The 23,371-nt window shown below is 34.5% G+C and carries 20 protein-coding genes; 17 read left to right on the plus strand and 3 right to left on the minus strand.

Annotated elements, in window-relative coordinates:
* The 9 genes from F0362_RS11205 to F0362_RS11245 all read left to right on the plus strand — a co-directional run bounded on the left by F0362_RS11205 (position 1) and on the right by F0362_RS11245 (position 11,026).
* Positions 1 to 1,230, plus strand: coding sequence for an MFS transporter (locus F0362_RS11205; protein WP_061529943.1), 1,230 nt, complete (start codon positions 1 to 3; stop codon positions 1,228 to 1,230).
* Positions 1,231 to 1,293: 63 nt separating this feature from the next.
* The gene (locus tag F0362_RS11210; RefSeq protein WP_001045785.1) at positions 1,294 to 1,851 is read left to right on the plus strand and encodes a YdcF family protein; all 558 of its coding nucleotides are present in this window, start codon (positions 1,294 to 1,296) and stop codon (positions 1,849 to 1,851) included.
* A 104-nt stretch (positions 1,852 to 1,955) separates the two neighbouring features.
* Complete coding sequence (locus tag F0362_RS11215) at positions 1,956 to 2,903, plus strand: ABC transporter ATP-binding protein (protein ID WP_000614062.1); 948 nt, start codon at positions 1,956 to 1,958, stop codon at positions 2,901 to 2,903.
* Positions 2,904 to 2,906: 3 nt separating this feature from the next.
* Positions 2,907 to 4,418: an ABC transporter permease/substrate-binding protein gene (locus tag F0362_RS11220; RefSeq protein ID WP_061529944.1), complete on the plus strand. Its 1,512-nt coding sequence runs from the start codon at positions 2,907 to 2,909 to the stop codon at positions 4,416 to 4,418.
* Between the two features lie 213 nt (positions 4,419 to 4,631).
* A complete protein-coding gene (locus F0362_RS11225; RefSeq protein ID WP_000129458.1) occupies positions 4,632 to 6,059 on the plus strand; it encodes a basic amino acid/polyamine antiporter in 1,428 nt (475 codons plus the stop codon).
* A 76-nt stretch (positions 6,060 to 6,135) separates the two neighbouring features.
* The gene (locus tag F0362_RS11230; RefSeq protein WP_000391448.1) at positions 6,136 to 6,396 is read left to right on the plus strand and encodes a hypothetical protein; all 261 of its coding nucleotides are present in this window, start codon (positions 6,136 to 6,138) and stop codon (positions 6,394 to 6,396) included.
* 105 nt (positions 6,397 to 6,501) lie between these two features.
* On the plus strand, positions 6,502 to 8,319 hold the full coding sequence (locus F0362_RS11235; protein WP_016091088.1) for an AAA family ATPase: 1,818 nt from the start codon (positions 6,502 to 6,504) through the stop codon (positions 8,317 to 8,319).
* A complete protein-coding gene (locus tag F0362_RS11240) occupies positions 8,309 to 10,159 on the plus strand; it encodes a hypothetical protein (RefSeq protein ID WP_001243344.1) in 1,851 nt (616 codons plus the stop codon). The genes F0362_RS11235 and F0362_RS11240 overlap by 11 nt, the downstream gene beginning before the upstream one ends.
* Positions 10,160 to 10,429: 270 nt before the next feature.
* A complete protein-coding gene (locus F0362_RS11245; protein WP_000487809.1) occupies positions 10,430 to 11,026 on the plus strand; it encodes a hypothetical protein in 597 nt (198 codons plus the stop codon).
* 97 nt (positions 11,027 to 11,123) lie between these two features.
* On the opposite strand, the gene racA is transcribed toward F0362_RS11245, so the two are convergent.
* Positions 11,124 to 11,666: a chromosome-anchoring protein RacA gene (gene racA, locus F0362_RS11250; RefSeq protein ID WP_016108320.1), complete on the minus strand. Its 543-nt coding sequence runs from the start codon at positions 11,664 to 11,666 to the stop codon at positions 11,124 to 11,126.
* 359 nt (positions 11,667 to 12,025) lie between these two features.
* Between racA and F0362_RS11255 the strand changes: the two genes are divergently transcribed.
* Positions 12,026 to 13,381 carry a hemolysin family protein gene (locus F0362_RS11255; protein WP_149889761.1) on the plus strand — a complete coding sequence of 452 codons (1,356 nt, stop codon included), beginning with the start codon at positions 12,026 to 12,028 and terminating at the stop codon, positions 13,379 to 13,381.
* 132 nt (positions 13,382 to 13,513) lie between these two features.
* Positions 13,514 to 14,938 (plus strand): aldehyde dehydrogenase family protein, encoded by a 1,425-nt coding sequence (locus F0362_RS11260; protein WP_097881175.1) that lies wholly within the window; start codon positions 13,514 to 13,516, stop codon positions 14,936 to 14,938.
* Between the two features lie 40 nt (positions 14,939 to 14,978).
* Here F0362_RS11260 and F0362_RS11265 read toward each other — a convergent pair whose 3' ends face one another.
* A complete protein-coding gene (locus tag F0362_RS11265; protein ID WP_000247575.1) occupies positions 14,979 to 15,371 on the minus strand; it encodes a YueI family protein in 393 nt (130 codons plus the stop codon).
* A 253-nt stretch (positions 15,372 to 15,624) separates the two neighbouring features.
* Here F0362_RS11265 and F0362_RS11270 point away from each other — a divergent pair, with 253 nt between their 5' ends.
* On the plus strand, positions 15,625 to 16,743 hold the full coding sequence (locus F0362_RS11270) for a BA2291 family sporulation histidine kinase (RefSeq protein WP_000451750.1): 1,119 nt from the start codon (positions 15,625 to 15,627) through the stop codon (positions 16,741 to 16,743).
* A 33-nt stretch (positions 16,744 to 16,776) separates the two neighbouring features.
* On the opposite strand, the gene F0362_RS11275 is transcribed toward F0362_RS11270, so the two are convergent.
* Entirely contained in the window at positions 16,777 to 17,526 is a 750-nt protein-coding gene (locus F0362_RS11275) for a DUF4397 domain-containing protein (RefSeq protein ID WP_000083271.1), read from the minus strand.
* A 1,003-nt stretch (positions 17,527 to 18,529) separates the two neighbouring features.
* Between F0362_RS11275 and F0362_RS11280 the strand changes: the two genes are divergently transcribed.
* The 5 genes from F0362_RS11280 to ablB are packed head-to-tail and all read left to right on the plus strand — an operon-like array spanning position 18,530 to position 23,319.
* Positions 18,530 to 19,840 carry an aspartate aminotransferase family protein gene (locus tag F0362_RS11280; protein WP_001205888.1) on the plus strand — a complete coding sequence of 437 codons (1,311 nt, stop codon included), beginning with the start codon at positions 18,530 to 18,532 and terminating at the stop codon, positions 19,838 to 19,840.
* On the plus strand, positions 19,837 to 20,535 hold the full coding sequence (gene atoD, locus F0362_RS11285) for an acetate CoA-transferase subunit alpha (RefSeq protein ID WP_000208114.1): 699 nt from the start codon (positions 19,837 to 19,839) through the stop codon (positions 20,533 to 20,535). The genes F0362_RS11280 and atoD overlap by 4 nt, the downstream gene beginning before the upstream one ends.
* Positions 20,520 to 21,182 (plus strand): CoA transferase subunit B, encoded by a 663-nt coding sequence (locus tag F0362_RS11290; RefSeq protein WP_000525286.1) that lies wholly within the window; start codon positions 20,520 to 20,522, stop codon positions 21,180 to 21,182. Before atoD ends, F0362_RS11290 begins: the two co-directional genes overlap by 16 nt.
* Positions 21,183 to 21,196: 14 nt before the next feature.
* The gene (locus tag F0362_RS11295) at positions 21,197 to 22,465 is read left to right on the plus strand and encodes a peptidase (RefSeq protein WP_000811521.1); all 1,269 of its coding nucleotides are present in this window, start codon (positions 21,197 to 21,199) and stop codon (positions 22,463 to 22,465) included.
* Complete coding sequence (ablB, locus tag F0362_RS11300; protein ID WP_000878585.1) at positions 22,462 to 23,319, plus strand: putative beta-lysine N-acetyltransferase; 858 nt, start codon at positions 22,462 to 22,464, stop codon at positions 23,317 to 23,319. Before F0362_RS11295 ends, ablB begins: the two co-directional genes overlap by 4 nt.
* The last annotated feature ends 52 nt before the right edge of the window (positions 23,320 to 23,371 follow it).

Below are 23,371 nucleotides of genomic sequence, written 5' to 3' on the forward strand. Positions count from 1 at the left end.
ATGTCCTCGCTTTATCATGATTCTCGCTTGTATTACATTCTAGGAGCCAATAGTTTATCAGCTATTGGTTCCGGGATTGTTATGATTACGATCCCATGGTTGTTAATTAAAGAAGGTGGGGGAGAGACAACGTTTGGTTATGTTTCGATCGTTGCAACCCTCATTATGTTTTTATTAACACCATTCATTGGGCAAAGCATTGATCGTTTTTCAAGAAAATCTTTATTGTTATGTAACGAAGGTATCGGGATAGCCGTTATAGGAATGATGACTATATGGGGATTTGCCGGGCAATCTTATCATTCTATTCATTACATTATTATTTATATAGCAGGGTCATTCTATTATCTATTATTCTATCCTACAATTTTTGCATTTAACCAAGAAATATTTCAAGCAGAACATTATAAAAATTTAAGTGGAACGATGGAGATACAAGGACAGTTAACACAAGTTATTTCAGGAGCAGCTGCGAGTTTTTTAATTGAAATTGTTTCTTTGAAATGGATCTTGTTAGTAGATATGTTAACTTTTGCAGGAGCATTTTTTCTTTTCTTATGTATACCGTACGTAAAGAAAAAAGAAGTGAAACGGAAAGTACCGTTTAAGAAGCAATTGTTCGAAGGAATTCACTTTATGAAAAAGTGTCCTAAGCTTTTTTGGTTTTTACTTGCCACTTATATGCCGTTTATCGGTGTTATGATGGCAAATTATTTAATACCAGTTTATATTTCAGATATACTTAAAGCCAATGCTTCTGTATACGCAGTAGAAGGTATGATGTACGGTGTCGGAGCGGTTATTGCGGGAATCAGTATTCCACTCATAATGAAGTATGTTAAAACAGAAGTTTCAATCGTTTTGACGATGATCATTTATGTAATTTCAATTACCATAATGATCATTGAACCGTCCGTAATGCTGTTATATGGACTAGCGATTTTTCATGCGATTGGAAACGCTGGAACAAGAGTCGCGAGAAATGTATTGATGATGGAGGAAATCCCAAACGAAGTAATGGGACGAGTGGACAGCTTATTTCGCTTAATTGGTACAGGAATACGAATAGTATTATTAATGGTGTTTACAGCAGGTGTATCTAAAGTTGGGGTAATGCTCCCATTTTACCTATTAAGCTGTATATTGATCCTATCATTAGGAATCGCTCTTTACTATGTGATATCACAACGTAAAATCAGAGCGGATGTTCCGAATAAATCACTCGTTTAAAAATTACTTCTGCCTCCCTTTCTTTTTCTATATAATAAAAAGAAAGGGAGTGTTAACTTATTTATGAACAAATGGATATTACTTATAATCTTATTACTACCGCCACTATACATTATTTATATGACGTTTCGAATGAATAAAGTTGCTCGTGAGAAATTGAGTAATCACTCTCCATACGTTCTTATATTAGGTGCAAAGTTATTTGGAGATAGACCGTCTTTATCACTTCAAAACCGTTTGGATGTAGCGTTGGAATATTTATATTCTCACCCTGAGGTGAAAGTAATTGTTTCAGGTGGTCAAGGAGAAGATGAAGATATACCGGAAGCTCACAGTATGAGAAACTATTTAATGGTACACGGTATAGATGAGAGTCGTATTTTAATGGAAGACCGTTCGACAAATACGTATGAAAATTTGAAGTTTAGTATGGATTTATTTGATGTAAAACATGCGGTAGTTGTCAGTAATACGTATCATTTATATCGAACAAAAATAATTGCAAGGCGTTTAGGAATACAGATGGAGGCATTAGCTGCAGAAACGCCAATGCGTTCTAAGAGAAAAATGTATGTGCGTGAATATGCTGCTATTATGAAAACAATATTGTTCGACCGTTAGAGCTCAAATGTGAGCTCTTTTTTATATAGAAATAATGCGTATCATTTGAAATGAATTCCATATTCCATCAAAATAAAGGAAACAACAATAAAGGAGTTGTATTTGTGATTCAATTTAATCATGTGTCAAAAGCGTATGAAGATGGCACAAAAGCAGTGGATTCATTGCATTTAGAAATTAAAAAAGGAGAATTTTTTGTTCTCATTGGTCCGAGTGGTTGCGGGAAAACAACGACAATGAAGATGATTAATCGTTTGATTGAAACGACAGAAGGTTCAATTTTAATCGATGGAAAAGATATTCAACAATATAATATAAATGAATTACGTTGGAATATAGGATACGTGTTGCAGCAAATTGCTTTATTTCCACATATGACAATCGCTGAAAATATTGCAGTTGTTCCTGAAATGAGAAAATGGAGCAAAAAAGAAATAAAAGCACGTGTCGATGACTTGCTACAGATGGTTGGGCTCGATCCAGATGTATATCGTGATCGTATGCCTGATGAATTGTCAGGAGGGCAAAAACAACGTGTCGGTGTCGTACGGGCATTAGCCGCAAATCCGAAAATTGTTCTTATGGACGAACCATTTAGTGCGTTAGATCCGTTAAGCAGGGAGCAACTTCAGAAGGATATCGTACAACTGCAAAAAAAGATTCAAAAAACGATCGTGTTTGTAACGCACGATATGCAAGAGGCATTATCACTTGGTGATCGCATTTGTGTAATGAGAGCAGGAAAAGTTGTTCAATTAGATACACCTGAAGGTATTATACATAATCCGAAAAATGAGTTTGTTGAGGAGTTCATTGGAAATCGTGGGCGACAATGGTATGAGGGAATAATTATAGAAGATGTAATGCCACTAGACGATCATACACGAATAGAAGGAGCTGCTTTATCTTTACATGCTCCTTTACAAGAAGCACTAGTCCGTTTACAAACTGAAGAATCAGTGCCGGTTGAAAAAGATGGTCAATATGTTGGTATGTTAACAAGTCGTCATATTGTCAATTATATTGTTGAACAAATGAAGGAGAGAGGCTAAACAGTGACTGATTTTATTCAAACGTTCCAAGAAAGAAAAATAGAATTGCTAAGTGCATTAAGTGAGCATTTACAAATATCGCTTATTTCACTATTTTTTGCAGTAATTATTGCAGTGCCACTTGGCATTATATTAACGAGAAAAGAACGAATGGCTGAATTTATAATAGGGACTTCTGCTGTTATGCAGACAGTGCCCTCACTTGCTTTACTTGGACTATTAATTCCGTTAGTAGGAATTGGAAAACTGCCAGCTATAATCGCATTAGTTGTGTATGCACTATTACCTATTTTACGAAATACATATACAGGAATACGGGAATTAGATGAATCACTTATAGAAGCGGCGAGAGCTATGGGGATGAATAGCTGGAAAAGGTTATGGAAGGTAGAGCTTCCGCTCGCGTTGCCAATTATTATGGCTGGTATTCGTACAGCGATGGTATTAATTGTTGGAACGGCTACATTAGCTGCTTTAATAGGTGCTGGTGGGCTCGGTAAGCTCATACTACTCGGGATCGATCGAAATGACCATGCGCTTATCATTTTAGGGGCCGTACCAGCTGCGTTACTCGCTTTATTCTTTGATATAGTACTACGCATACTTGAGAGTCCCAAACGCTCTTCTAAGTGCGTTATATTGACGATATGTATAGTTGTAGTTATGATTGCTACTCCATTTCTATGGAATACACAAAAGAAAGATATAGTTATTGCTGGAAAACTTGGATCGGAGCCAGAAATTTTAATTCAAATGTACAAACAACTTATTGAACAGGATACAGATTTACAAGTAGAATTAAAGCCGGGTCTTGGGAAAACAGCATTTGTATTTGAAGCGTTAAAATCAGGTGAAGTAGATATATACCCAGAATTTTCAGGAACAGCCTTATCTACTTTCGTGAAAGAAGAACCGAAAAGCACAAATCGTGAGGAAGTATATGAACAAGCTCGCGTTGGAATGGAAAAAAAATATAATATGGTCATGTTAAATCCAATGGAGTATAACAATACATATGCACTAGCGATGCCGAAAAAAATAGCAGATCAAAAGAATATAAATACAATTTCTGATTTAGGAAATATTGCACAGGAAGCTAAAGTAGGATTTACATTAGAATTTGCAGATCGTGAAGATGGTTATAAAGGAATGCAAAAGTTATATAACTATAAGTTTTTAAATGTTAAAACGATGGAACCGAAACTGCGTTATAGTGCAATTCAATCTGGTGATGTGAACGTAATCGATGCATATTCAACGGATAGTGAATTGGAGCAATACGGACTTAAAGTGCTAAAAGATGATAAAGGATTATTCCCACCTTATCAAGGTGCGCCGTTATTAAGAAAAGAGACATTACAAAAATATCCTGAACTTGAAAAAGTATTAAATAAATTAGCTGGAAAGATTGCAGATGAAGAAATGCGAAAAATGAATTATGAAGTAAATGTGAATGGTAAAAGTAGTGAAGAAGTAGCGAAACAATTTTTACAAAAAGAGAATTTACTTCGTTAATTTTACAAGAAATATACAATTTTATATGTTTAAAATGACCGCTCATTACAAAATGAGCGGTTTTTTTGTGCATACTTATACATTTTTTCAAAAAAGTATTCCATTTTTCTTCATTTTCTTTTAGAATAAGTAATGTTTTCCTGAAAAAATATAAGAGAAACGTCTATTAGAGAAAAAGGTGACTTTAATAGTTGAACGAACATAACACCTAGAATGACAGATGGGGTGGTACAAATAGAAAAGAAGTTAGGATTTTTTCCGTTAATCGCATTAGTAGTTGGAACGATGGTTGGTGGCGGTGTTTTTAGTTTACCGCATGATTTAGCAGTAGGAGCAAATAGTGGTGCAACGATAATTGGTTGGTGTATTACAGCAATGGGAATGATTCCACTTGCGCTCGTATATCAAACGTTAGCAAGACAAAAACCGGAGCTTGAGGGCGGAATTTATAGTTATGCACGAGCTGGATTCGGTGAATATATTGGTTTTAACAGTGCTTGGGGATACTGGCTGGCAGGGATTTTAGGAAATGTTGCAACAATTATGCTACTGTTTAGTACATTAGGTTACTTCTTCCCAATTTTTAAAGGTGGAAATAATGTTGCGTCAATCGTAGGTGCATCACTTTTACTATGGACATTGCATTTTCTAATTTTATTTGGAATTCGTGAAGCTTCCATTATGAATGTTATTGCAACAGTAGGGAAATTAGTTCCGATCTTATTATTTATTGTCGTAATGGTAACAGCGTTTCGCTGGGATACATTTACACATGATTTTTGGGGAGAAGGAACAATCTCACTTTCCGCTATTCTTGGTCAAGTGAAAAATACAATGCTTGTAACGCTATGGGTGTTCATTGGGGTTGAAGGAGCAGTTGTATTATCAGGAAGAGCAAAAAATAGTAGGGACGTTGGAAAAGCGACAGTACTTGGATTAATTTTAGTTATGTCTATTTATATTTTAATTTCTGTTCTGTCAATGGGAGCAATGACGCGAGGAGAACTTTCCGTTTTAGAAACTCCTTCAATGGGACATGTATTAGAACATGTTGTTGGGCCATGGGGTGCAATGGCAATTAATATTGGATTAGTTGCGTCACTTGTAGGTACATTAATTGGCTGGTTTTTACTTGTTTCGGAAATTTCTCACGTAGCAGGAAAAGATGGCGTGTTTCCGAAGGTCTTTACGAAAACCAATAAAAAGCAAACGCCACACATGGCATTATGGATTTCAAATATCGTTGCTCAAATTATATTTATAATTGTTCTGTTTTCAGAATCGACATATCAAATTATGTATTTTATTGCGTCAACATCAATATTATTACCATATTTATTATCAGCGCTATACCAATTCAAATTAGTAATTACAAATGAACTAAAAGATGCAAAAGTAAAAAATGGCTCGTTAGCTTTAATTGCCTCTATTTATTCTGTATGGCTTATTTATGCAGCGGGTTTAAAGAATTTATTACTCGTTTCAATCGTATATGGAATTGGGATTATCGTTTACATGTTTGCACGAAAAGAAAAAGGGAATCGTTGTTTTGTAGGTATAGAGAGATATGTGATGTGGGCAATTGTTGTCGCAGCTATCACATCACTTTATCTGTTGATAACTGGAACGATAAAAATGTAAAAGTCCTTTTCATTTAAAGGGCTTTTTTCTTTGTGTAGAGAATATTTAATACATAAGATATTCAGGAGGGATGAAAATGGAAGAAAAAGAACAGTTGTCTAGAATAATTGATTTAGCTAGTGAGTTAAGGAAAGTATTAGTACAAGAATCTTTTTTTAATCATCATCCTGAACTAAGGGGAGTAATTGAAAATTTAGCGAGTTCTGTTGAGAATTTAGCGGAGTTGCAGCAAAATAAAGATGAAAACGCTGAGGATCGATTACGATATGTACTGGCTAAAATGAAAATTGCTCACAATGCTATTTTACAAGAGAAAAAAGCATTTCCATCTCATTAATATACGTTTTAATTTTGAACCTGGCGGATAACGTCAGGTTTTTTATTTCTAGTTTTTTTTTTCTTTCATACACTAAGAATAGTATGAAAAAAGAAGGTGATTAAGATGAAATTACATAAAGCTCTTCAGCCAAGTTTTATAAAACGAATGTACTATATGAGGTTTATCGGGAAATTTATAAAAGCGGAGAGAGAGAAGAATGGAGAGAATTTTTTTGTACAATGTCTATCGCCAATACCATCTAATTTACAAGAGCAATTTACAAATGAACATTATATATTTGAAGGGTTATGTAGCAATAAAAAGAATGAAAAGATTTTTTCAGAATTAAAGAAGAAGAAATTAGAAAAGCAATTGGTTATGTTTCGTCTTTATTATGAAAGAGGAAATGTGTACGTGGAGTTAATATGTACAGAAGAACCTAGAGAAATAGCAACTGGCTATAAAATGATTCCAGCACCTAAAGTTGCAGATAATAAAAAAAGAGAGTCTTTAGAACGAAAGCTTTGTAATGGTTATTTATCATTTCTTATGCCGAAATATCCAAAAGACTTTGAGTCTCCTGAATTACTGTGGCATGATGGAAGGTTATATGGAAATATATTGTTAAAGTCATCAATTAGTTCAATCGCGTATTTTGAACAAAATCGAGAATGTAAATATATAGACTTAAGTGACTGGATGAAGCATGTAGAAATCGCGGTAGAAGAGCAATTGTATTTCGTAAGTGATCAAGTGTATGAGCTATTAAAAAAACGAATAACGGAAGAAGGGAGGCTAGTTGAAGTAGAGGATATAAAAATACACAAGGAAGTATGGGAATGGGATGAGCGTGAATCATCCTTTTTACAGTATGTACAAAGTACGGTGCGTAATAAAGGGATGTATTTGGACGAAACAGATATTTATAATTTTCATATAAGTGTAAAAACCAATATGTTAACGATTCTTGGTGGTATACCGGGAGTTGGAAAATCACGCTTTGTGCAAGCTTATGCAGAGGCACTTGGATTACAGTATGGAGAAGAATTGGTTTGGATTCCGATTTCTCCATCGTATCAAGAACCACATGATTTACTTGGATATCTTCACCCAAATGGTACTTTTATTGAAAGTGAAACAAAGTTAGTTAGAGCGTTAATGAAGGCAAAAGAAAATCAAAATCAATTGTATATAATCGTTTTTGATGAAATGAACATGTCACATATTGAGCATTGGTTTACTCCATTTCTATCTGTTCTTCAACTTGAAAAGGAAAATCGTATTTTGAATTTGTATGAGGGTGCGCAGAAATTAGAAAACCAAATTCCATCAACAATTGAAATTGGAGAAAATATTATCTTTGTAGGTACTGTGAATTTTGATGAAACAACGAAAGAACTCTCTGATCGATTATTAGACCGAACCAATTTAATTACGTTACAAAAAATTCCGTTTTGTGAGATGTGCATGGTACAAGAGAAAGGTGTATTACAACCACCTCTGAAAGTAACAGCGGGAGAATTTCGGATAAATTGGATCAGAAAGAAATCTATGATTGAAGTGTTTTCTGAAGAAGAGTTAGAGCTATTAGATAAGTTGCATGTTGTATTGTCATCACATGATGCGTCAAAGGGAATTTCTTTTCGATGTGCAAATGCAATTGCTATGTATTTGCAAAATATACCGTTTCAAAATAATCATTCTTATATGATTAGCAGAGAAGAAGGTTTTGATTTACAAATAAAGCAACGTGTACTGACGAAATTAAGAGGTACTGAAATGATGGTTGGGTCATTACTTTCTGAAGAAGTAAAAAGGGGAGCGACTTTAGTACCTCTTTTGCAATCGCCACTTGCAAACAGAGTCTCTACATTTGAACACTCTTTAGCATATATAAGAGAAAAACGTAGAGAACTGGAGTTGTATGGATATGCGAAATGAAGAGCGGTATGAAACAGAAATCGTTGATACGAATGAAACGCTCCCTTTTGTATTAAAGTTAATCATAGGAACAGAGGCAAAAGGGGAGTATATTTTATTAAATCGTCTTTGCACATCTACTACAGCATTAGTTCAATGTATTTACAAAGTACAAGAATTAAAACCGATAAGATTGCATTACCATTATGAAAGTCCAATGAATATTACTTTCATATGGAATAAAGTGTATGAGGGCCAGAAAAATATAAAAGAGTCACAATACGAAATAAATGAAAAAAAACAAAAGGTACTAATTTATGAACATGGAAAAACGGAATTCTTTTATCCATGGCGATGTGGTTTATATCATTTTGAAGTTCGCATAGAAGACACAACGTATTATGGTGCTTTTCAAATCGTTCCAAAAAATTTTTTTGATGACCAATTTGAAATGATTCAAAACTATGTAAAGTCAATTTTAAATGAGTTGATTTTAGATAGAGGTTATTATAAAAAGACTTTCTCTGCCCTTAGTGATATTGAGGATTCTTCTTATTTAGTATTACTTAGAAAGCTGCCGCAAAAAATGAAAAAGATAAAACAAGTTTTTAAAAAGATTGAATCAAGTTCAAAATTTATACATGAATATAAATGGGAAGTGAAGGAACGGAAGGCAACGAGAAAAGGAACAATAATGGCGGAAAGAAAGTCCTATACGAAATATTATAATCGTAAGTTTATTGAACAAAAAAATAGTAGGGAAAATGCATTTCTTAAATTTAAAGCGATGCAATTTTATCATTATTTACTTGAAGCCGAAAGTTTTTTACGTCAAACAATTGAAATATTAGAAAGAGAAAAAAAGAAAAAATTAGAAGAGTTTCAAGCTGTAAAAACGATTATGCAAACAATTGAGCGTAATGGATCTGTGACTGATAGAGAGAAGCAAAAATATAAAAATATACATTTACTAAAAGAAGCCGATTTACGTAAAAGCTCTGTGAAAATACAAGAATATAAAATATTAGCTCATATTGTACGTGAAAGTGTACAATACTTTAAAACTTTAATATATTCCCCCTTTTGGAGAGAAGTTTCTGAAACGGGTAATATGAACTCATACGATTTACCAATTCCACATCAACAATTACTACAGCATTTAAACTTACTTCCACAATATACAGATCAATCTCCATCTTTATTATTTGTATATAAACCAACGTTTTTAGTGTATGAATATTACGCTTTTTTTATCGTTATTTCCATGCTAGAGCAAATTGGTTTTAAAGCTAGAAATCCCATTCGTGAACAAATACAAGAGCATTTTTATGTAGATGGGTTACAAGATGGGACGACAGTAGTTTTACATCAAGATGATATGAAGGTTCACGTTGCATTTAATGACTTAATTGAAACACACCCCCTTATTGCATTAAGTAAAGGGAGTAACTTTTATAATGGCGAGGATACAAAAAAACCAGATATTCGCTTAGACTGTTATGTAAAGGAAGAAGGGAAATACGTATATAAATCTTCTATTATTATTGAAGTGAAGTATAGCCCAATGTACAATATTTTTCAGCACGTTGGAAATACGAAAGCGACTGAGCAAATGTATAAATACTGGTCTATAAAGTATGTAGAAGAACAGAATGGAAAACGTGTTTTTCATCGACGGGCAATTTATGAAGTTATTTGTGTATATCCAGGAAGTCATATGCATAGTAAAAAAATTGAATCTGGGTGCGGTGTCTTTTTGCAATTATATCCATATAAGACGAAACAAGGAGAAGAAAAATTAGCAGGAAAACATGGGATGGTACAAATCTTTGAGAAGTGGTTAAAAAATAATAAGAAGTAAAAGAAATCCTTTTTCATAAAGGATTTCTTTTAGATTAAGAAGAATTATATGCTGTATGGAAGTAAGTAGGATGTAATTTGAAAAGTGATACACATAAGTTATTAGAATAACTGTACATGTGAGGTAAAAGACGACGAAGTTGGAATTTAATTCGTTTTGCAGAATATAATAAGTCATAAATATTTTTAGTTGCATACGAAGATTTGTTCTTATATGATAGATAGTGAAAGCGTTATCAAAACAGAGCGACGATGGGAAAGGCGGGGAAATATGTTCCAGCGTGTTCAAACAAAGGAAGAACATTTTTGGTTCGAGCAACTATGGGGAGATTTTTGTGAAGAAAGAAACTTAATGTTCGTAGAACGTAATTTAAATCCAACACGATTTTTATTAATAGAAGATGAGCATCATATAGGTACAGTAGAGTGTATTAAGTATACGGTACCCGAACAATCAAATTCTGAGTTTTTCTATCCGTTTTCTAAAAATGATTTAGTGAAAGATTTGAAAAATGTGTATGAAATAGGCAAGCTAAGTATTGCGAAAACGTCTCGTGGGAGAGGGCATTTCAAAAGGCTAACAGCTATTTTATTTGTGCATGCGTTAGAAACGAAAGCGGAATGGTATATTGCAGCAGTTACAAAAAGAATGTATATGTATCTACTAACACTCGGTTTTCCTATAGAGCCGATAGACAATCCATTTCAGTTTCATGATACTTTACAAGGTGTACCAGTGCGAATTCATGCTCGAAAAGGAGTTACGCATTTGTATTCTTTAAAAGAATTTCGCGATGTGATTCAAGGGAATGCTCATGCACAGGCATTGATCGCGGAATACAGTAAGAATATTATGTTAACAAAATAATTAGAAGTGAATATATATAATATAGAGAATGATATATTAATATGGCAGTATCCTTCATGAAAAAATGACCCTTATTGTTTTAATAAGGGTCTAAAAATCATAATCCAAATATACTAAAAATCATTTTGCGGCGCTTCGGTTTCTTTTCTCTTTCATATGTTGGTTTTGAATCAGGAGTAATATATATGGGCTCTTCTTTTTTGAGGGAAGCTTCTAGCTTTTGGATTCGTTCTAACATTTCCTCCATTTCACGACGGTGTTGCAAAAGTTGGTACGTAACGACATCGTTTGCCTTATCTTGCATTTGCTCCTCCATTCGATCTAGCCTTCTTGTAATTGTGTGTAATTGAATAGCTAATTGTTCAAAGTCATTTGATGATGTGTTTTGAAAAATTGTGTTTACTTGAGTTTTTAATTCTTCAACATCATTTGATGATGTTTTTTGAGTAGGTTGAGAGTTTTGCGAATGCTCAATTTGAGAACGATGGTATTCTAACATTTGATCTACATCATCTTGTTTGAAAATAAAGTGACCATATTTATTTTTTTCTATCGTAAGATTTAATTGTTGTGCAATCCGGACAACAGCCTTGGGGCTAACACCTAACTTTTTTGCGATAAATGGTGTTTTATATTCCAAAATAATCCCTCCTATATATATCCTGTTGAATGATTTCGATCTATGAAGTAAGTTCCCTTCCGGTATGACAAAAGAAGTGTGGAATCGGCAAAGAAAGTGTTTTTTCACGAAATTAAGTTGTGAAGAATATATCGTTTATATAAAAATGATTCATCTTAAGATTTAGAATAATTTGATTTGACGAGGGGAAATGAATTAGATTATCATAATGATAAATATCTTTTTTATGTATGCATATAATATATAAAAAGGTGGTTGCTAATGTAGAATTTTGTTAGAGTATTAGAATGCTTACTTCATTTGAATAAAATTAAGTAGGAGGTGGCTTCCTTGCTTACAATGTAAGTAAGGAAAAGTATTTGGACATATATAGTATAAGTATAGTGATTGTTTTAATTGCCTTAACGGCATTTTTCGTTGCAGCAGAATTTGCAATTGTTAAAGTGAGGAGTTCACGAATTGCCAATTTAATTGCAGAGGGAAATAATCGTGCAACTTCTGTCAAAACAGTCATTACAAACTTAGACGAATATTTATCGGCTTGCCAGTTAGGAATAACAGTTACAGCTCTTGGAATTGGGTGGTTTGGTAAACCTGCGCTAAAGCAAATATTTGACACGCTTTTTGCAAAGTGGAACATATCTACTCAGCTCGCAGATATTTTTGCTGTAATTTTAGTATTTTTGTTAATTACTTTTTTACATGTTGTAATAGGGGAATTGGCCCCAAAAACAGTTGCAATTCAAAAATCTGAACAAGTGAGTTTGCTTGTTTCTAAGCCGTTAATTTTCTTTTATCGTATTGCATTCCCATTCATTTGGCTATTAAATGGTTCAGCTCGAATCATTACGAAGCTGCTAGGGCTGAAACCGCCGAAAGGGCATGATGAGGTTCATTCGGAAGAAGAATTACGGTTATTAGTTTCAGAAAGTTACAAAAATGGTGAAATTAATCAATCTGAATATAAATATGTAAATAAAATTTTTGAATTTGATGATCGGATTGCAAAAGAAATAATGGTACCTCGAACTGAAATGAATATTATAAGTAAAGAAATGCCCGCTGAAGAAGCTTTGCAAAAAATGTCTCGTGAAAAATATACAAGGTATCCAGTTGTTGATGGCGACAAAGACCACGTAATAGGTTTTGTAAATTTTAAAGATATTTTTACTGAGTTTGTACAGCATAAAGCTGTTAATAAAAAGACAGTAGAGCAATATGTTAGACCAATTATTTTAGTTATTGATTCTATTCCAATTCATGATTTGTTTTTAAAAATGCAAAAAGAAAGAACACATATTGCTATATTGATAGATGAATATGGTGGTACATCTGGACTTGTTACTGTTGAAGATATTTTAGAGGAAATTGTAGGAGATATTCAGGATGAGTTTGATACGGATGAACAGCCAGAAATTCAACAAGTTAGTGAAACAAAGACGATACTAGAGGGAAAAGTACTCGTTAGTGAAGTGAATACGTTATTTGGTCTAGCGATTGATGATGATGGTGTTGATACAATTGGTGGTTGGATATTAACGAAGAATATAGAGATTGCTGAAGAGGATTCCATTGAAATTGAAAATTATAAGTTTTGTGTGAAAGAATTAGACGGGCGCTATATTAAAAGGTTAGAAGTTACAAAAACAGTAGAATCGATTGTCGTTTTAGAAGATGAAAAACAAATTTCTTTACAAGAGCAAATTAGCTCGTAAACTCTGCTATATAGCAGAGTTTTTTTGAGCATAATGTTTTTGGAGGAATACGGGCTATGATACAATTACATAAGTCAGACCTTTCACTAGGTGAAGTATTATTTTATACATATATTTGGAAGGGGAAGAAAGATGAAAAAGCATTTATATATAAATGGAGATTGGAAGTCAGTAAACACGTATAAACCATTATGTGCACCATACTCTGAAGAAACGTTAGCGGAAATTGCACAAGGAACGGAAGAAGATGTTCAAGAGGCTGTTACTTCTGCAAAAAATGCAATGAAAAAAATGAATACATTAACAGCATACGATCGGGCAACTATTTTAGAGAAGGTTGCGCAAATAATGGATGAAAGAAGAGAAGAGTTTGCAGAAATTATTGCAAAAGAGGCTGCAAAACCAATACGTGCTGCAAGGGGAGAAGTAGATCGTACTGTTCTAACATATAAATTTGCAGCAGAAGAAGCGAAGCGTATATATGGTGAAACATTGCCACTTGACGCAGCACCTGGTGCAGATGGGCGGATTGCCTATACGATTCGCAAACCAATTGGGGTTATAGGAGCTATTACGCCATTTAACTTTCCGTTAAATTTAGTAGCGCATAAAGTGGGCCCTGCAATTGCTGCCGGAAACACAGTTGTGTTAAAACCAGCTGATCAAACGCCATTATCTTCTTACGCATTAGTTGAATTATTTGAAGAAGCAGGGTTGCCAAAGGGAGCTTTGAATATCATTTCTGGTCCTGGTGCAACTGTTGGCGAGGCAATTGTTAAAAATGATGATGTTGCGTCCATTACTTTTACCGGAAGTCCGAAAGTCGGAATCGGAATAAAGGAAAAGGCTGGATTAAAACGAGTTACGTTGGAATTAGGATCCAATGCTGCCGTTATTATTGATGAAGATGTAGAGTTAACTGATGAGATAATGGAACGTGTGAAATGGGGCGCATTTGTTAATAATGGACAAGTTTGTATTTCGGTACAACGTGTGTTTGTACACGAAAAGAGAATGGATGAATTTCTTTCGAAGCTAAAGAAAGCGATGGAAACTGTTGTTGTTGGTGATCCAATGAATGAGGAAACGGATGTATCAGCTTTAATTTCGAAAAAAGATGTAAAGCGAATTGAAATGTGGGTGCAAGAAGCAATTAAGGAAGGAGCAACTGTTTTATACGGTGGTAAGAAGCGTGATGAAAGAATTTTCGAACCAACTGTATTAACAAATGTTCCAGAGCATGTATCTGTACAGTGCCAAGAAGTATTTGGTCCAGTTATGACAGTAAATACATTTAAAGAATTTGATGAGGCGATAGAGAAAGTAAATCATTCACGTTACGGTTTACAAGCAGGCGTATTTACAAATAACTTATTTAAAGCGATGCGTGCAATTGATGAGTTAGAGGTTGGTGGGGTTATGATTAATGATATTCCAACGTTTAGAGTAGATCATATGCCTTACGGTGGTGTGAAAGAAAGTGGCACGGGTCGTGAAGGAATTAAATATGCAATTGAAGAAATGACAGAAATGAAATTAGTGTGTATTAAAAAATAAAGCAAAAGGTACACTTGTTTAATTAAGTGTACCTTTTATTTTACTTCATTTCTTGTTTGAAAATAGCATCTTCTACATAAATTTGTTCTTTATCTACAGCTGTGCTATGAGATAATACTAAACCGATTGGTGTTGCTGTATCTTTATTTTGAACAATTGTAAAAGGAATATTTTTTTCGTTTGCTAATTTAATGTATTTTGATAAATGTGGGTAAGCAATGCCACCGTTTAGGAGGATTTGTAATGATTGAGAAGAGCGTATGCTACTTGCTACTTCAGTATATACATTACTTTGCATTACTTGACCGATAGTTAAAGCGATTTCTACGCGCTCACGTAATGTAGTTAAATACATATTACGTTCTTCTGGTTTGTTTTGCTTTTGGCCATAAATGCCTTCTTGGAGATAGTCTTCCACATTTTTATTTACCATATTTTTCACACCTTTCACTTCCTATTGTACGCAAGAATTAAAAATGATGCAAAAAAAGTCGTTTTGAATACGGAAATAATTAAAAAAATGAGAAGGAAAAAGAGAGATTTGAATATAAATAATTAAATAAGAAAGAAAAAAATAATTTTATCAACAGAAATTAACAAAATGTGACAATAATCTATTAACGAAACATATTTTTTGTGTTAATATTCAAAATATAAAGGGTATTCGTCGTATGGAAATGGAGTGAATGGAGGTTTTTCCAATCGATAAGGATATTAAAGAAGTATTTTGTTCACACTTGAAAAACAACAGGCACCAATTCGTAGAGAACTGGAAAAACAAAATGATAATTTCCGAAAAAGATCCATTTAAACTAGAAGTAGTTCAAAATGGAGAGGATTTATTAGAGTTAATAATCGAACTTACTATGGAAGATAAAGATATAAATTATCTTCAACCATTATGCGAGAAAATCGCAATTGAACGAGCAGGAGCAGATGCGAATATTGGAGACTTTGTTTATAATGCAAATGTGGGAAGAAATGAACTTTTTGAAGCGATGTGTGAATTAGATGTTAGCGCTCGTGAATTGAAACCAATTATGGCCAAAATACATACTTGTTTTGACAAATTAATTTATTATACCGTTTTAAAATACTCGGAAATTATATCGAGGAATTTAGAGGAAAAACAGCAATATATTAATGAAACACATAAAGAAAGGCTGACGATTTTAGGACAAATGTCAGCTAGTTTTGTACATGAATTTCGTAATCCGCTTACTTCAATTATGGGATTTGTCAAATTATTAAAGGCAGACCATCCGAGTTTATCGTATTTAGATATCATTTCGCATGAATTAGATCAATTAAATTTTCGAATCTCGCAATTTTTACTCGTTTCGAAAAAAGAAATGTGGAATGAATCGGAACGTTTTTGGCTTAATGACTTGTTCCAAGATATTATACAGTTCTTATATCCGAGTTTGGTTAATGCAAATGTTTCGATTGAAAAGAATTTGCCGTATCCAATACCACTTGTTGGTTATCGGAGTGAAGTGAGGCAAGTATTTTTAAATATTTTAATGAACTCAATTGACGCTATGGAAGCAATGAAAGAAGAGCGGAAAATTATCATTGATGTTTTTGAAGAAGAGCAAGCTATTCGAATTGTGATAAAAAATAATGGACCGATGATTCCAGCTGAAAATGTAGAAACGATTTTTGAACCATTTGTAACTACTAAAAAATTAGGAACTGGTATTGGGTTATTTGTATGTAAACAAATTGTAGAAAAACATAACGGGTCCATTATGTGTCGTTCAGATAGCGATTGGACAGAATTTCAAATTGCATTTCAAAAGTAAACAGTCTACACCAAATAAATGGTGTAGACTGTTTTAATTTGTAAGTATAACGGCTTCTAATTTAGGGTCTTTAGTTGAATAACCTACTATTGAAATGGTATAAATTATATTCGGTTCAACATCGAATTTAGGTAAAGTTAACAGGATTTTTTTATTATCTGCGAGTGAAACTTCAATATCTGCTGTACCAGGGCTAACTTGTAAAAAATCTGTTATTTGTTTAAAGAGCACATTTTCAAATAAATGATCTCCACCTTTTAAATCTACGTTAACAACAGGGGTATCTGGAGAAAAATGCATAAATCGAATTTTGGCTTGCCCAGATGGTATATGTGTATTATCAAGTATAGGTTGTAATTGTAGGTGATTATCACTATTTATTGCGGCAAGTGTATACGTATGATTTCCCATTATCGGTACTAAAGCTGAAAAAATTGGAGTTTCGTTCCCGACAGGGACGATATCAATGCGATATTTACCTTGCACTAATGATAAATAGGGGCTAAATTGCTTAAATGAAATGTTTTTGATTACCTTTTGTCCATTTACTAAAATGTCAACCGCAGGCGTGTTTGGAGCAGAATGAAAAATTCTTATATGTGACGGTAAAGCGGCTTCTTGTGAATCTCTTTTTTCATATGCCTGTACAAGTTTTGTAAGTGCATCGTAATACTTCATATATAGTTCTACATATTTTTTGGGATTGCTATATTGATAGTAACGGGCGAGCTGATCGTAACGTACAGCTTCTTGTCCATATTTTTCGATTTCAGATTGAGACATGCACATTCCTCCTTTGTCATCATTAAAACTATATGCGAAGTGAGAAAGAGGTTATGCGAAAAACTTGTATTTCTGAATGGGAAAAGTAAAAGATTAAAAATATATTTTGGGAGAAGTATGTCTGAGTATTATTGGCTAGTAAAGTGGTGCTAAAAGAGTTGTATATGGAGTTAGTTAAGTTGAATAGAAGCTTATATTTACTAGGAGTAATAAAAATATAAAAAGACTAAATTATAAGGGCATTTCAATCAACGTATCGAATACATGTATAAAAAAATTTTAGTAAAGGGATTTTTTAATTTATAGGCAAACACACATACAAAGGGATAATTGTCCTACATAATTTATAAAGGAAAGGTAGTTTAACTTCGGTGGAAGGAGTGGCACCTTGGGATGGGGATATCCCGATTATGATTGTGAATGAAGTTATGAAGGAATTTGTGTGAAAAATCGTTATATGACTGTTGAATTCGTAAAACGTATGGTTTTTTGATTTATTTTAGCGAGTCCCAGTAATATTGATAAAAGAGCGTCGTGCCGAACTGATTAATGTGGTTAATCGGTTCTTTTTTTATGTATAAACTGAAAATATTAAATGTGGAAAATTAGTTTCTATAAAAAGATTGTTATCATTGCGGCGAGATAATTGTCGAAATTTTTTTGGAAATATGCAATTTAAAGTAGGATAATAGGAAGGAGTTTAAAGGGAGTTCCGTCGAAGTTTACACAATGTCGGCATTTGAGGGAAGCTGGCATTATGTTAGGAAAACATTTAGTAATACGTTACTTTTATATAAGGGAGGGTTATTTGAGCGTACAGATAAGGATTGGTCTTCGTTTTAAGTTCTGAATTTTCTGTTTTCAAAACATTTATTAGCACTCATTTGTATATTTTATAATAGTATTTTGATAAATTCACTGCTTGTGCAGAGGATTCTTTTTTATGAAAGAAACGTCAATTTTCTTCATATACATATACAAATTGAAGAAATGGGGGAGCGCTATGCGCGATTACTTAATTAAACCACTTGTTGGTCAGCCGTATCCAATGATTTCACATGGAAAAGGTGTATATTTGTATGACCAGAACGGAAATAAATATTTTGATGGTTCGTCAGGAGCAATTACGGCAGGTATTGGACATGGCGTAAAGGAGATTGCAGATGTTATTAAAAAGCAAGCAGAGGAGATTGCTTTCGTATATAGATCACAGTTTACGAGTGAACCAGCTGAAAAACTAGCGAAGAAGTTAAGTGATTTAAGTGTAGGAGATTTGAACTGGAGCTTTTTCGTAAATAGTGGTACGGAAGCAAATGAAACAGCTATGAAAATTGCAATTCAGCATTTTCAGGAGCGCGGTATTCAAGGGAAACATAAAATTTTGTCACGCTGGATGAGCTATCACGGTATTACGATGGGAGCCTTATCAATGTCTGGGCATCCGCTGCGCAGACAACGTTTCGTATCTATTTTGGAAGATTATCCAACTATTCCAGCCCCATATTGTTTCAGGTGCCCTGTACAAAAGGTATATCCAACTTGTCAGCTTGCTTGTGCAACTGAACTAGAAAGATCAATTGAAAGAATTGGTGCGGAGCATATTGCAGCTTTTATTGCTGAACCGATTATCGGAGCAGCTGGCGGTGCGGTTGTACCGCCGAAAGAATATTATAAAGTGATTAAAGATATTTGTAGTCATTACGATATTTTATTCATTGCGGATGAAGTAATGACTGGGCTTGGTCGTACTGGTGCATGGTTTGCGATGGAGCATTGGGGTGTAGAACCGGATATTATGACGCTTGGTAAGGGATTAGGAGCGGGATATACACCAATGGCTGCGACGATTGTTAGTGACCGAGTTATGGAGCCGATTTTACGTGGGTCACGTTCTGTTATGAGTGGTCATACGCTAAGTGCAAATCCATTATCTGCAGCAACGGCTCTAGCTGTTATTGAATACATGGAGAAACATAATCTACCTGAAAAAACAGCGGAAAAGGGAGAATATTTAATTAAGGGACTACAGAAAGTTCAGCAACAATCGACAATTATTGCGGATGTGCGTGGAAAAGGGTTGCTGATCGGAATAGAATTGCAACCGTTTACAAAAGCTTCGGAGCTTATTTCGGTTGCAGCTAAAAATGGTCTTCTTTTATACCAAGCTGTTTCAGGGCAAGCAGGAAAAGAAGATAGCGCACTGCTTGTGGCACCGCCGATGACAACTACATATTCCGAGTTAGATGAATTACTTTCAATTTTTGCAAAAAGTGTAGAAGAGATGATGCAAAAAGGAGGGCATAGTATCGTATGACAACAATTACAAATACATTCAATAAATTAAAAGAGATAGAGGAAGTAATTTCTTTGTTCCATGATGATATGACATTAATGTTTGGAGGGTTTGGGGGGATTGGATCCCCTCCAACTTTAATACAGGCTATTTTAGAAAAGGGAGTTACAAATTTAAATTTAATAGGAAATGACACGGGCTTTCCTGATGTAGGAATCGGTCGTCTTGTTACAAATGAACGGGTTAAGTCTTTAGTTACTTCCCATATTGGTTCAAATCCAAATGCAGGAAGACAGTTAAATGAAGGACGATTACAAATTGAGTTTTCCCCGCAAGGAACATTAGCAGAGCGTATTCGCGCTGGAGGCGTAGGGCTTGGTGGTGTTTTAGTTGATGTTGGTGTTGATACGATTGTAGAAGATGGAAAACGAACAGTCGAAATGAATGGCAAGACATACTTAGTTGAAACTGCATTAACTGCTGAAGTTGCGATTGTTTATGCGAAAAAAGCTGATCCGTTTGGTAATCTTGTATTCGACAAAAGTGCGCGGAATATGAATCCTCATGTTGCTATGGCTGGGGACATAACGATTGTAGAAGCAGAAGAAATTGTTCCACTTGGAAGTTTAGATCCTGAGGAAATTGTCGTTCCAGGTGTTTTCGTAAATTATATCGTACCGTCGGAAGGAGTGAATTGGAAATGGGTATGGGCGTAGAAGTGAGAGATAAGATTGCTAGGCGTGCGGCGAAAGAAATACAAAATGGCATGATTGTAAATTTAGGTATTGGCATTCCATCGCTTGTACCGAATCATTTGCCTGACGATATAAATGTAATGTTTCATGCAGAAAATGGAATCGTCGGTATGGGGCCAACGCCAAGTAAAGGGAATGAAGACGAGAATTTATGTAATGCAGCAGGTTTACCGACTTCTCTTATTACAGGAGCGAGTTATTTTGATAGCTGCACTGCGTTTGGGATGATTCGAAAAGGTTTACTAGATATAACGATTCTTGGTTCATTACAAGTGAGTGAGAATGGAGATTTAGCAAACTGGATTGTACCAGGGAAACGTGTGCCCGGTATTGGGGGAGCGATGGATTTAGCACAAAAAGCGAAGCGTGTCGTTGTTGTGATGAATCATGTTGATAAATACGGAAATGCAAAAATTGTTTCAGAGTGTACATTGCCATTAACGTCAAAGAAATGTGTAGATTTAATTATTACAGATATGGCGGTTATGGAAGTGACTTCGAGTGGACTCATTTTACAAGAATTAATGAGCCCGTATACAGTAGAAGATATAAAGCGACATACGGAAGCTGAGTTTCAAATTGGCTCTAACTTACTAGTTATTGAATGAGGGAGATGTAATATATGAAGCAATTAAAAAAGCAAGTTTGTGATTATATTGAGAGTCATGAAGAGGAAAGTGTGAAATTTTTAACACGGTTAATTCAAGAAAAAAGCGTATCTGGTGATGAAAGTGGTGCGCAGGCAATTGTGATTGAAAAATTACGTGAGCTAGGTTTAGATCTTGATATTTGGGAACCATCTTTTTCTAAAATGAAAGATCATCCTTATTTTGTATCACCACGTACAAGTTTTTCAGACAGCCCGAACATTGTGGCAACTTTAAAAGGAAGCGGCGATGGAAAATCTATGATATTAAATGGGCATATTGATGTAGTACCAGAAGGCGATGTGAATCAATGGGACCATCACCCATATAGTGGTGAGAAAATAGGGAATCGTATATATGGCCGCGGAACGACGGATATGAAAGGCGGCAATGTCGCACTTATGCTTGCGATGGAAGCGATTATTGAATCTGGTGTTGAATTAAAAGGAGATATTTATTTTCAAAGTGTCATAGAAGAAGAAAGTGGCGGGGCAGGGACATTAGCGACTATATTACGAGGATATAAGGCAGATGGTGTCATTATTCCAGAACCGACTAATATGAAGTTTTTCCCGAAGCAACAAGGGTCAATGTGGTTCCGTCTACATGTAAAAGGGAAAGCTGCACACGGTGGTACACGTTATGAAGGAGTAAGTGCAATTGAAAAAAGCATGTTTGTTATAGATCATTTGAGAAAATTAGAAGAGAAGAGAAATGGTCGAATTACTGATCCGTTATTTAAAGGAATTCCGATTCCAATTCCAATTAATATTGGGAAAATTGAAGGTGGTAGCTGGCCAAGTTCTGTTCCTGATTCGTTAATTTTAGAAGGAAGATATGGTATTGCGCCGAATGAGACTATAGAGGCAGCAAAAGAAGAGTTTGAGAGTTGGATCGCTGAATTACATGATGTGGACAATTGGTTTGTTGAAAATCCAGTAGAAGTAGAATGGTTTGGAGCGAGATGGGTTCCTGGTGAACTAGAAGAAAACCATGAGTTAATTACAACACTTCAGCATAACTTTGTTGAAATTGAAGGGAAGGAACCAATGATTGAAGCATCTCCGTGGGGGACTGATGGAGGTTTATTTACACAAATCTCAGGTGTACCAACGATAGTATTTGGTCCGGGAGAGACGAAAGTAGCACACTATCCAAACGAATATATAGAAATTGATAAAATGATAGCTGCCGCAAAAATTATTGCATGTACATTACTAGATTGGTGTGAGGTGAAAAAATGAAATACTATGAATCTTTTAGAGAGCAGACAAATTGCCATACAGTAGAAGGAGTTTTAGATTATTTTAATAAACGTATTCGAATAGATCACTATACAGGAAATGTTGAAAGTATTATACAGACAATTGACGGACTAGCAGAGAAACATTCTTTCACTAAATGTATTATTAAAGGAAAGGGAGAGCATGTTTCAACATGGCTCTCTTTCGGTTTCTTATTGGAAGCGACGATATCTCATTATTTTCAAGGACACGATGCATACTTCTTTGTGAAATATAATAATGATGAAAGACGAAATAGTATTCATTGGTCTGAGGAAGATACTATTTTAAGTGGTGTAAAAGCAAAAGAAGTAAAAGAAAAAGTAGTCCCGGAGAAATTTCTGTTAAGAAAAGCGACTGAAGAAGATGCAGAAGAATTAGCAACTGTCTTTGGAAAAGTATTTGAAGTGTATCCGACACCTTTAAATGAAGCGAGTTATGTATTACAGACGATGAAAGAAGACGATACAATTTACTACGTATATGAATTTGAGGGGAAAATCATTAGTACAGCGTCTGCAGAAATGAACGTAAAGGAAGGCAATGCAGAATTAACGAATTGTGCTACTTTACCTGAATATCGTAAACATGGGTTTATGAAAAGTTTGCTCATTAAGTTAGAAGAAGAGCTTCAAGAAAAATCTATTTTCTGTTCCTATACAATTGCTCGATCGCTATCTTTCGGTATGAATGCTGCCTTTCATCAGTTAGGCTATACATATACAGGAAGACTGGCGAACAATTGCTACATTTTCGATAAGTTGGAAGATATGAATATATGGGTAAAAGATTTATCTAGCTATTCGAAAGCATGAAGGCTCCCGCCTCAAAATTCGGCTGTAAAGTAAAAAAGTTAGGTGGGAATCG

It is taken from the genome of Bacillus sp. BS98, assembly GCF_008432245.1.
In the GTDB taxonomy this organism is placed as follows: domain Bacteria; phylum Bacillota; class Bacilli; order Bacillales; family Bacillaceae_G; genus Bacillus_A; species Bacillus_A toyonensis.